This window comes from Syntrophomonas sp. (assembly GCF_028707975.1).
Classification (GTDB): Bacteria; Bacillota; Syntrophomonadia; order Syntrophomonadales; family Syntrophomonadaceae; genus Syntrophomonas.
In genome coordinates this window covers 25,546-37,225 of sequence record NZ_JAQVZX010000002.1, presented here as the reverse complement: position 1 = coordinate 37,225, position 11,680 = coordinate 25,546, and the positions used below count along the sequence as shown (strand labels likewise).

Here is an 11,680-nt window from a genome sequence, read left to right as displayed (position 1 = left end):
TTGACTACTACTTGGAATGATGCCTTATCAAAGAAGGAAGGGAGCGACTGTTTGGTTACAGCCCCTCCTTATGTCCATCATCGATGCGTTGATTATTGCTTAGATATATTTAGGATTTCAGCGGCCTTTTCGTTAGAAAGATCATATTTATAGAAAGTAGAACAGAAGTTTTTCAACTCATCGACCATGGAATAATCCTTAAAAATATCTGAGTACTGCACTTGCGCCAACCATTTTAACATCAGCGGTGATTCAACCGAGGGAGCATCCCATCTATAGCCTGCTAGAGGAATCTTATAGACTTTTTTGTTTTTAACAGCATCTATTTTGCTCCAGTCCTGCCCCTTGATCTTGTTTTGAAGAATATCGTCAGGTTGCAGATCAGTGAAATTGCTGATTAGGATTATATCCGGATTCCATGTTTGTAGCTGTTCCATATTAACATTCGGAAATCCATTGAGACTTGCGGCCACATTTTTTCCGCCGGCAATACCAATCCAGTTATTATGGTGTGTACCTGTACCTGCCGTTTGCAGATTTTCATTTAGAAAATAATAGACTTTAGGTTTCTTTTCAGCGGGAATACTGGAAGTTTTTGACTTGATGTCGTTGATGGTTTTCTGCTGAAACGCTATTAGTTCTGAGGCTCGGTCTTCTTTATTAAGTATTTGCCCAATAATTTTTATCCAACCTTCAAGGTCACCCTGGGTTCCCTGTGTGAGTGCTATTACGGGTAAACCTGCAACTTCCATTTTTTTGATTTCTTTTTCCTCGGTACCCCATTGAATTACCACATCCGGTTTAAGTTTAAGCAATTCTTCAATGTTAACCGTAAATCCCTCTTGAACAAAAGATGTAGGTGTCTTCTTTAATTCGGGGGCAAGGGTAGCCAGGATTCCGGTATTAAGAGCTTTTGCAGAGGTAGGGTGCATGCCCACAACCTTACTGCCACTCCCATCTACGGCATAGATAATTGAAGGCAATGGCATAGGCAAAGTAACAATTCGTTCTACTTTATTGGGTATTTCAACTGATCTACCTAATTGGTCAATTATCGACTTTTTATCATTAACTTGACTTGTCTGGGTTGTTGTCTTGCTACAACCTGCGCCGACAAATATCAACCCGATAAGTGCAATAAATAAGATTAAAGTCATTGGTTTACTTATCCATTTCATTCGTTATCAGCCTTTCTTTTTTAATTATTATTTAAATTATCTTGACTCACATAATGACCAATTAAAAAGATCCTCGGCAGCATTGGTCATAATTAAGGAAGCAAGGTCTTCCTTTACTATTTGGATTCTTATCGCTTCTTCTTCCGAAATTGTATTGGAAAGTGCTTTTCCCGATAGAATAATAAACTCTTCAGGAATAAGTCCTTCCTTTACTGCAATTGCAATCATCGTCCTATCATAATTCAACTCAAAATAATACTTGCCGCCATTAGGAGCATCAGGAGCTGGGATTTTGGGAATTATTCCAATGTCTGCAATCAACTTTTCTCTGGATCTGGCTCTAGTAACCATTTCCACTCCATCTATTACTCCCATTCCCTCCATTCCCATGGCTGTCGCAAAGGTTATTTTCTCTCGCGAAGGAATCCCCAAATGAGGTAGCTTAGCAAAGGCAAGCTCCAAAGCCTTATAGGCCATAGCTACTCCTCCGATATAAAAACGACCGTGGTATTTAATCATATCCTCATAAGATATATTTAAAATAACGTCCCTGTCTTTAATAGATATAGTATTCATAGTGCCTGCCCCCATGGTGTTGATTTACTCAAACAGATTTAGGGATTATTTTACTTCAGCTATTAAATCTTCAATATTTATAGTTTTGGTTTGCATTTTTGTATTGATTAAAAAGTCCTGTGTGTTTTTTAACTCTTGTATATCACTTGGCTTTATGGTCGGGTCAAAATCATACCAGGAATACATTCGCTTCACCTCGTCAACGGTAATTCCCAATTGTTCAGCTCCCATTTTATATGCCTCTTCAGGATTATCTTTAATAAACTGTAGACTAGCTAAGTGAACCTGTTTGAATCGTTTTACAAAGTCAGGATGCTCTTTAAGAAACTTCCCGCTTACTGCAACTACGCTGGCCCCATCTACAAGTCCTTCACCATTAATTAAAACCCGTCCTCCAGCCTTAATGGCTTGCTCAGCAGATCCGCCGGCAGCCAAGACAGCATCAACGCTACCATTAATCAAAGCTGCCACTGCTGCAGGCTGTTCCATCGCAACATGTTCAACATCTTCCGGTTTTATATTGTTTTTTACTAATGCGGTTAAAAGCATCTGATGAAGAACCGTACCTTTTGGTCCGGCTACTTTTTTACCTTTCAGATCAGCTATCGTCTTTATGTTGGGGGACTTGGTTATTATCATAAACGCCTTTGGAGCGCGGCTATACATGCTGATAATTTTAAGATCAACCCCATTGGATGCAGCCAAAATACAGGATGTCCCCCCAACTGCGTTACAGATATCGACAGAACCGGCTGCAAGAGCCTCCGTCTGCTTGGCACCCGAGGTTATTTCCGGATAATTAATTTGCAACCCTTCTTTTGCAAATTCTTTTTCGACAATTCCTTTTTGTTTTTCTACAATAGAAGGAACATTTAGCGGGGATTTTACATAGGTAATGTTTATTGCACTCAATTTACTGGATTTATCTGTTGCTGGGTTGTTGTCTGATGTCTTAGAGCTTTTTTGACATCCTCCGGCCAAAAGAGCGAACGCAAGCAAACAGGTTAATAAAATTACAGGATACTTTTTGCCTTTCAACATGAATAGAAACCCTCCTAATATATTACTTTCACTAAAATGTCTGTATGGACTGACAAGTTAAACATTTGCCATCAACTCAAGCAATAATAGCTTTATAAATACCTTCCGTAATATTAAGGAATTCTGGCGAGTTTGTCTTTCGAGGATAAGGCAGTTCAACCGGTAATTCTTGAACTATCCTGCCTGCCTCCAGAACAATAACTTTTTCGCTCAAGTAGACCGCTTCTTCAATATCATGGGTAACAAATACAAACGTCTTTTTTTGGTTAAGAAATAGACTGACCATTTCATTCTGTAACTTTTTACGAGTAAAATAGTCCAGGGCACCAAACGGTTCGTCCATCAGAATTATATCGGGATCATAATAGAGGGCACGCCCCAAAGCGGTTCTTTGAGCCATACCTCCGGATATTTGCCAGGGATATGCATCCTTAAATAGCTCCAACCCCAGTGTTTGCAGGTGCCGATCGGCATCCTTCTTTATCTCCTTTTGCTTGGGGAATAATGAAAAAGCAATGTTCTCCCTTATGGTAAGCCAGGGCATCAGACGGGGCTCTTGAAACATTATACCTATGCGCATTTCATCTGAACCATTGCTTTCGCTACCACGGTTGATAAATTTAATGTCGCCGGAAGTCTTTTCTTCCAACCCACACAATAGTCGCAACAATGTTGTTTTACCACATCCGCTTTTTCCAACAATTGCTGTAAAACTTCCATCCTCGATAAATAAATTCATTTTTTCAAGAGCAAAAAATGCCTCCTTTCCAATTACATACCTTTTACTCAAACCTGTTATTCTAACCCCAGCCATTCTGTGTCTTTTCACCTTCTTTCCATATAACAAATACATTTGTTATTCTAAAAAAGACAAAGTCTATAAGCGTCCCTAAAATGCCTATAGTAAGTATCCCTACTATCATGATGTCAGGTCGGGACAATAGCTCTGCATCAAGAATCATATAACCAATGCCAGCGGTGGCGGCTATGATTTCTGCACCAATCAAGGCTCTCCAACTGTATCCAAGCCCCAGCCTCATGCCCATGAGTATATAGGGGAAAGTGGCGGGAAAAATTATGTATTTAAACCTGTCCCTAGCTGCAAACCCGAAAGATTCTCCTACTTCCAGTAAATGCTCATCACAGCGTAGGACTCCATCCAGGGTATTAAGAAATATTGGGAAAAATGAAGCCAATACGATTACAACTAGTTTAGAAATCTCACCTATTCCGAACCAGAGTATTAACATGGGAACCGTAGCCAACGGTGGAACATGGCGAACAAATTCAATAATAAGTTCGAAATAGTCTATAAGCTGTCTTTTCATGCCCAGAATTATTCCTAATGGAAAAGCCAATAAGAAAGCTAACGCAAATCCGGCAAAGACCCGATAGAGACTTATCAATACATGTTTAAGCAAAATACCGGAAGTAATTAAGTATTGCCCAGTTTCAAAGGTTTGAACGGGAGAAGGAAGAATAAATGAATTCCAAATTCCCGACTTTGATCCGGTATACCAGATTGCCAATACCACGAAAGGAATTAGTAAACCCTTTAAGAATCTCAAATAATACTCACCCCTTTTCCTGGCGGTTTCTCTCGTATTTAATCAAACCCCAATACAAGCCCACCCACTCATACTTGGATTAGAAGCTAACCGGGAAATTCATATTCTCCACAAACATCTTTTCAAACCCCGGACAGGATTCAAGTTCAATATAGCGAACCCTTTGAGCTGTTTCCTCCATACGAGAACGGGTGCTGCTTGATAAGAGAGCCATAACGGCACCCATCCTGGATGTGTTGCCAACAAAAATTATGCGATCACGCCAGTTGTCAGGAAAAAACCCCAGGCGAATCAGGCTGGCCGGCTTGAGATAGGCACCAAAAGCCCCGGCAACATATACTTTGCTTACCATGCTTTCATCCAGTTCGGTCTGTTCCATCAGGATTTTTATACCCGTGACTATGGCGCTTTTGGCCAGCTGCACCTGCCTGATGTCGGCCTGGCTGATAAATATCCCGTTGGGGCAATTTCCTGAGGGTGGTATCAGCCAATATCTTCTCTTTCCAGCTATTTCATCAATCTGACCGGCTAGAGGATTCTGCGGATAGATCGATGCGAATCTATTCTTGTCAGTAATTCTTCCGTTCGAGTTGAGCAAACCACAGTCCAGCATAACCGCCACCAGATCCAGTAGTCCACTGCCACATAAACCAAGCGGCGGGGCATTGTCAATGGTTCGCCACTCTATGGATTTTCCCTGAATCCATACCTCTTCGACCGCTCCGTTTGCGGCGCGCATCCCGCAGGCGATATTCATCCCTTCAAGAGCCGGCCCGGCTGCAGTTGAACAGGCCATAAGCTTTCCATCCCTGCAGAGGACCATCTCTCCATTGGTGCCTAAATCCAAAAACAGCACGGTTTCTTCTTCCCGGCCCAAATTGCTGACAACGATCCCAGCTACAATATCAGCCCCCACAAATCCGGAAACTGATGGCAGGCAACATAAACTCGCAAAAGGTGATACCTTAAGTTCCAGGTTATCTGCCGCTAATACTTGTCCCTGTCGAAATACCGGATGATACGGTGCCCTTCCCATCGGCACAGGACTGACTCCCAGCAGCAGGTGCATCATTACCGTATTTGCTGCCACCGCGATTTTGTAAATATACTGGGAATCTATCCCGCTTTGACAGCAGAGATCCGAAATCAATCCGTTGAGGCAGTCAATAATTAGACTATTCAGCTTATCGAGATTGTTCAAACCCTTGCCGGCGTACTGAATTCTGCTAAGGACGTCCAGACCATATTGGGTTTGAGGATTTAGGGCCGAAGCTATCGCCAATTCTTTGCCATCAGCAAGGTTATGAAGCGAAGCTACAACGGTGGTAGTGCCAATATCGACTGCGATACCGAAACAATTTGCTGTGGTATCACCATGCTCCAAGCCAATAAGCTTGTTATCGGCGACGATTGCGGTTGTATCATCCGGCTTGAACCTGGCAATCAAACGGAGAACATCAAGCGAGTCTGGAACAGATTGTTTTATGTTCAATTGCTGTAGGATATTCTCAAGTAATGATGGTTTTTGTCCATTCTGTACCATGGTCAATAGGTGTTTGCTTACTTCGACTTCTATCTTGAAATCAGCAAGCATACCTTTTTCCAGTATCCTGAGATCTTTGGCGGCATTTTCTACCGACAATATAACCTCGCCCTGCACCAGACAATGACAGGCTAGACGAATCCCTTTATTGAGATCCCGGGATGACAATAATTCCACTTCTTCGGGTCCGGGAGGCAGACATTTTCCGCCAATAATCCGGACCCGGCACTTGCCGCAGGTGCCATTACCTGCACATGAGCTTTCCAGTTCAATACCGGCACTATCCAATATATCCATAAGCAGTTGCAGTTCGCCATTGCTGTTGCAGACTACATGTACCCCATTCCGATCATTAAGCTGTTCAGTCAAAGCATAATACCTCCCGGTTCAGGTAATCAAAGTCGTGTACTGCTGATACCATTGCCTGGAGGTTGGCCAGCGGGGTGGCGGTGCTGATTCCACAGGCAGGTGACAATACCGCCACGCCTTTTTGCAGGCAGTTCAAGGCAACGGCTTTGACCCGGTCGGGCTGACCATTTTGCAGCAGCAAGGTGCTGACATTGCCGACAATTATTTTGTTATCCAATGCAGCTTTAAGCTTGGTTATACTGGTCGTTGAATCTATGCTTATCGCTTTTGTTTTCAACTGGTTGATTTCCGCGAATATGCTCGACAAGCGGCCGCAGATATGTACCATACTGGCTTGATAACTGCCTTCTAAATCAGCCAGGATGAGGTTTATATAGGGCAGGGCAAACTCCCTGAAGCGATGTGGCCCCAATATTTCTCCGGTTCCGCTGGGGTCGGCTATATTTATAATCTGGGCCCCGGCATTAAGCAGGCTCCTGCCAAAGACAATCAGATTATCAGTAATAAAGGATAAAATTTCGTGGACTATTTCCGGTTGTTTGCCCATGGCTTTAAAAAAGCTCATGGGCTCGATAAGTGAACTGGCCAGGCTGACTGGCCCGGTTAGATTAACAATTACCGGCATATCAGGATTTTGGGTGGTCAAAATTCCGACTGCTTCAGCAAGCACAGCGCTTCTTCCGCCTTCCAGTCTTATTTCAGACAGGCGTGGCCAATCCTCAAGCTTCAGCAGGGGGTATTCAATTACCCGTGGTTCATTTTCCAGAGAGCCCAGGACAATCTTTGCGCCCATGGCCTCGGCTTCCACGGTCATACAAAAAGGCACTCCCAAATTCTCTATCCCGGTCAAATTATGTACTCCCAGGGCCAGCCTGGCCATCTCCCGGGGATTACGATGAGCTTCCGGCCACATGCTGCCTACTTGCTGCATAACATCGGTAGTGACCATATTCATCATGCCGCCCGGACAAATACAGGGGGGGCGGTCAACGATTTCCCCTTTTAGGGCTTTGATTAATCTATCTTTGGCTGTATACACCTATATAGCCACCCTTTTCTCAGATAATAAGCGTTTGGCATCTTTCACAGCTCCGATAGCATTTTCCGAGTAAGCATCGGCACCGATGCGGTTTGCAAATGCCTGGGATATGGGACCCCCACCGATCATAACCAATACCTGTTCCCGCAAACCTTCTTTTTTGAGCAATTCGATAACATCAGCCATTCTATCCATAGTGGTAGACATCAAGGTAGAGAGACAGACTATGTCGGCACCAACCTCTTTGACTTTGCTGATAAAATCCACTGCAGGAACATCGCGCCCCAGATCATATATCTCAAAGTCAGCAACCTCCAGCATAAGCTTGACCAGATTCTTGCCTATGTCATGGGTATCACCCTCGACTACGCCAATAACTACCTTCTGCTTGCTCTCCGCCGTATTTCTCTGGATATGGGGACTGAGCACATCCAGGCCCGCATACATGGCATCCGAGCACAATAAAAGCTCCGGCACGAAATATTCCTCTTGTTCATATAAAAAACCGGCCTCATTCATCCCAACCACAAGTCCCTGGTTTATAGCGGTCAATGCATCAATCTTGTTTTCCAAAGCCTCATACGAAGCCTGTACCGCCAACTCTTCATCCATTTCCCTGACCCCTTCGGCCAGACGATCCAATATCTCCTGCTGGGAATCCAATTTATAACACCTCCAAATGTACTAATTGTCCCATCTATCTGGCTCAATTGGATATTTTCCGTATATCCTGGCCGCATCCATAAGGGCTATGATATTTTCCGGTGGTGTATCGAGAGCAATACCACAACCGGATGATAATATATAGCCTTTGGGGCTATCGTAGGTCTTGCGCAGACACTCTTTGGATTCAGCATATACCTGTTCCCGGTTACCTTTCATTAAGGTATCGATCGGTTTAACATTACCTGCCAGACATGCCTTGTCCCCAACCATGTTTTTGGCCTCTTCCAGATCTATAACATTGTCCAGGCTTAGAATAGTCGCCCCGAGTTCAACCATTTCAGGCCATATCCGACTGCTGTTGCCGCAAATATGCAACATCGGACCGCTACCACAACGCTCTTTGATGCGATCCGCATAGATTTTCAGATAGGGCTGGGCAAATTCCCTAAACTGCTTGGTACTGATCAAGGTTCCAGACGCAGTAGGTTCTGATATGCTGGGTTTGAGGCCCAGTTCGCAAACTGCATCAATATAGCGCAAAGCACTTTCGGTAACCAGTTTCAATAGACGATGTGCCATTTCCGTATTCTTGCGCAGGTCTTTTAGGAATCTTTCGGTTCCCCGTATTGACGCGGCTGCTGTAAAGGGACCTCCCACCGAGCTTCCAACTCCTACTTCATCTCCGATGGCATCTTTTATTATTTGCAGAGCTTCGAGATACAAAGGCAACCTGCCATCCTTATGAGGGTCAACTGGAGCCAGTCGTTCAAAATCATTCCAATCCGTTAAAACCGGTTCAGATACATACGGCATTCCATCCTGGGGAAAGGTCAATTTGGTACCCATTGCCTCGGCGATTCCAAAAAGGCCCGGCCCTATACCGGCCGAATCGGTACGATAGGTTTGGAAAGCCTTGATCTGTGCTTCTGCCATCAATCGGGCCGAATGACTGTAGCTTGATACGGTCGCACCAATCAAACGGCAAGCATGTTCGCCAACCAACGGCATGCAAGGAATCCGGTCGTACGCCTTGCCTGCGGCAAAAGCGGCCATCCTTTCTTTGGGTGTCATTTCATCCTTGGGTATAGCGTTCATTTGATACACCTCTAATCCATAAAACTATAAATATAAGTACTATAATACAATATATTATTATATAAAGTATAACTAATTATTGTATTTTAGTCCCTTAATCCCAAAGATCTTCGCAAACTGGAAAGTAAATTAAGCAACAGAAACCTCTATTTCAGCCAGACTGGGAATGATAAAAAGCGCTTTTGTCTTAAGCCCTGTAGTGATGACGGCTTTCCCGAGTTTCGTAAGATAGTATTTGTGGGTTCGCACAACTTTTTGATCTGGCCATGAAGCAAAAGTCGCTTCAATATCCTGGAGACGGAAACCGGGCTCAAGTCGGGGATAAATTACGGGTCATCCAGAACTCTTTACCCCAGCAGCTTAAGGTGGTTTGAAGCCTACACCGGCAAGCCGACTCCGAGGGGCCCTCCCTCATCTTCTGTACAGCACCACACTATCTAAAGTGTGCTGATCTATTATTAAAATCGTTTTTCTGGCTATCCGGCATTTTTATATTGCTGGTCTTACTGGCTATCATTTTGTATCTAATCTGGCGCGGGGGACCTTATATCAGCAGCCAGTTTATAGTGGGCAGCCCGGCTGGAACTCCGCTGGGAAGTGAAGGGGGAATATTTCCGGCGATAAAAGGAACCCTGTGGTTGGTTCTGCTGGCCCTGGTTTTCTCCATAGTGCCGGGGCTGTTAACAGCAGTCTATCTGAGTGAATACGGGTGTAACGGGCGATTAGCGGAGATGGTAAGCCTGCTGGTACAGAGCATGTCCGGAGTACCATCCAGGAGTAATACCCGGGGTTCTTTCAGGCCCGTCGTATTGCAGATGAGACTGTATTTATGTTTGTATATGCTGAATTTAACAATAAATATAAAGGTGATGTTACTGCAAAAAGTTATAAATATGCATTAGAGTGCATATTTATACCGCTCGCAGTCTACGCATGGGCAACACTTGCGGCTTGTCTCGCGAGGGGTACTGCGCTAATCTCCCATCCTGGTCACAACCTTAATAGTGACACCCGCAGGGTGGAACACCAGTAGTACCCGCAGGGTGATAGCGCTCTCGCGACATCCTGTCAATCCCCAATTTTCCGCCCTAACGGAATATGATAAGGAAGAACACTATTATCGCAAAGTATTGAATGTTACCAATCTCAAGCCGGGAGATAAAGTATTGGCGCATATTATTGGATTGGCCAACGGACAAGGGCTGGGGGTTAAGGATACAGGTCCACTACGTCCCTTCGACGCCATCTTGCAATATAACTGTCTGTATGATAGCGTATAATAAATAATCATTTAAACTAAATTAAACGGGCAGCTGATTAAAAACCTTATAGGAGGGAGTGGTGCGCTCCATCTTGATTAAGGATAGGATAATAATTTTTATAAAAAAGGGGAATGGGTTAACAGTGAAAAAATTTATATGTTTGGTATTGTCATTGGTTTTGGTATTTAGTCTGGCTGGTTGTGGAGCCAAAACAGATACAAATAAAGATAATGGTGATGTTAAATCAACTGGTTATGTGGGACAGGATTGGTCATCCGAATATTATGATGAGTCAATGAAGGGAACGACTTTAAATCTTTATGGTGTAACCGATAATGTAAGACCGATTGTTGATGTTTTTCAGGAAGATACCGGTATAAAAGTTGAACATCTTACGATGCAAAATGGAGAGATTCTGCAGAGATTGGAGAACGAAGGCAAATCAGGTGTTTCCATTGCTGATTTGTGGTTTACAGGTGGTGCGGATACATTTATCAATGCATCCCAGAAAGACCTTTTGCTTCCTTATAAATCTCCCAGCGGAGAAGTTCTGGATGCTGCCATGAAAGATGCTGATGGATACTGGCATGGTACCTCCCTTACGCTCGTTAACTGGGTAGTTAATAAAGATCTGATTGCCCAAAAAGGCTTGAAAATGCCGGAAACCTGGGATGATTTGCTGCAGTCTGGTCTGAAAGGTGAAGTATCCATGCCCAATCCCGCTTCTTCAGGTACGGCTTATAATGTGGTTACCGCCATGCTGGAGGTTAAAGGAGAAGATAAGGGATGGAATTATCTGGATAAACTAATTGACCAGGTTCCATTCTTTACCCCGCGCGGCAGTGATCCCGCGAATCTAGTGGTACAGGGAGAAGCAATAGTAGGGATAAATGCCAGCAATGGAGATAGAGACCTGGAAGCAAATAATCCTCATGTTGCCCTGGTATATCCCACAGACGGAACAGGTTGGTGGCCGCAGCCGGTAGCTATTGTTAAAGGTACCAAGAACGAAGATGCGGCTAAAGTGTTTATTGACTGGATACTTTCCAAAAGAGGCATGGAAACCATTGCCAAAGAAAGAAATGCAGCCGTGGCCAGAACCGATGTGGAGCGACCGGAAGGTATTATAGATATTAATACAGTTAAGCTTTTTGCGACAGATTTCAAAGCAAATGCTGAAAAAAGGGATACTATACTGGCTAAGTGGTCTGAATACGTCACTGCAGCCGGTAAATAGTCGATAATGCTTTAATAGAGAGCCAGAGTAGCGCAGTTATTCTGGCTCTTTATTCTTGTTTGATATCTGGTTGAATTAGAAAAACGCTGTAAATTAAGGAATTATG

12 protein-coding genes are annotated in these 11,680 nt (G+C 43.8%); 3 read left to right on the top strand and 9 right to left on the bottom strand.

Annotated elements, in window-relative coordinates; all coding sequences use genetic code 11:
- Positions 1-92 precede the first annotated feature (92 nt).
- The 9 genes from PHP87_RS00555 to PHP87_RS00515 form a co-directional block, all read right to left on the bottom strand.
- Positions 93-1,178 (bottom strand): ABC transporter substrate-binding protein, encoded by a 1,086-nt coding sequence (locus PHP87_RS00555; RefSeq protein ID WP_299917201.1) that lies wholly within the window; start codon positions 1,176-1,178, stop codon positions 93-95.
- 36 nt (positions 1,179-1,214) lie between these two features.
- Positions 1,215-1,754 carry a hypothetical protein gene (locus tag PHP87_RS00550; protein WP_299917200.1) on the bottom strand — a complete coding sequence of 180 codons (540 nt, stop codon included), beginning with the start codon at positions 1,752-1,754 and terminating at the stop codon, positions 1,215-1,217.
- A gap of 45 nt (positions 1,755-1,799) precedes the next feature.
- The gene (locus PHP87_RS00545; protein WP_299917199.1) at positions 1,800-2,795 is read right to left on the bottom strand and encodes an ABC transporter substrate-binding protein; all 996 of its coding nucleotides are present in this window, start codon (positions 2,793-2,795) and stop codon (positions 1,800-1,802) included.
- Between the two features lie 76 nt (positions 2,796-2,871).
- Positions 2,872-3,609: an ABC transporter ATP-binding protein gene (locus tag PHP87_RS00540; protein WP_299917197.1), complete on the bottom strand. Its 738-nt coding sequence runs from the start codon at positions 3,607-3,609 to the stop codon at positions 2,872-2,874.
- Positions 3,596-4,363 (bottom strand): ABC transporter permease, encoded by a 768-nt coding sequence (locus PHP87_RS00535; RefSeq protein ID WP_299917195.1) that lies wholly within the window; start codon positions 4,361-4,363, stop codon positions 3,596-3,598. The genes PHP87_RS00540 and PHP87_RS00535 overlap by 14 nt, the downstream gene beginning before the upstream one ends.
- A gap of 79 nt (positions 4,364-4,442) precedes the next feature.
- The gene (locus tag PHP87_RS00530; RefSeq protein WP_299917193.1) at positions 4,443-6,275 is read right to left on the bottom strand and encodes an ASKHA domain-containing protein; all 1,833 of its coding nucleotides are present in this window, start codon (positions 6,273-6,275) and stop codon (positions 4,443-4,445) included.
- Entirely contained in the window at positions 6,268-7,314 is a 1,047-nt protein-coding gene (locus PHP87_RS00525) for a methylcobamide:CoM methyltransferase MtbA (protein WP_299917192.1), read from the bottom strand. The genes PHP87_RS00530 and PHP87_RS00525 overlap by 8 nt, the downstream gene beginning before the upstream one ends.
- Complete coding sequence (locus PHP87_RS00520; protein ID WP_299917184.1) at positions 7,315-7,977, bottom strand: corrinoid protein; 663 nt, start codon at positions 7,975-7,977, stop codon at positions 7,315-7,317.
- A gap of 21 nt (positions 7,978-7,998) precedes the next feature.
- Positions 7,999-9,075: a uroporphyrinogen decarboxylase family protein gene (locus tag PHP87_RS00515; RefSeq protein WP_299917182.1), complete on the bottom strand. Its 1,077-nt coding sequence runs from the start codon at positions 9,073-9,075 to the stop codon at positions 7,999-8,001.
- Between the two features lie 494 nt (positions 9,076-9,569).
- Here PHP87_RS00515 and PHP87_RS00510 point away from each other — a divergent pair, with 494 nt between their 5' ends.
- From PHP87_RS00510 to PHP87_RS00500, 3 genes are all read left to right on the top strand, one after another.
- Positions 9,570-9,977: a hypothetical protein gene (locus PHP87_RS00510; protein WP_299917180.1), complete on the top strand. Its 408-nt coding sequence runs from the start codon at positions 9,570-9,572 to the stop codon at positions 9,975-9,977.
- Between the two features lie 141 nt (positions 9,978-10,118).
- A complete protein-coding gene (locus tag PHP87_RS00505; protein ID WP_299917178.1) occupies positions 10,119-10,355 on the top strand; it encodes a hypothetical protein in 237 nt (78 codons plus the stop codon).
- A gap of 124 nt (positions 10,356-10,479) precedes the next feature.
- A complete protein-coding gene (locus PHP87_RS00500) occupies positions 10,480-11,574 on the top strand; it encodes an ABC transporter substrate-binding protein (protein WP_299917177.1) in 1,095 nt (364 codons plus the stop codon).
- The last annotated feature ends 106 nt before the right edge of the window (positions 11,575-11,680 follow it).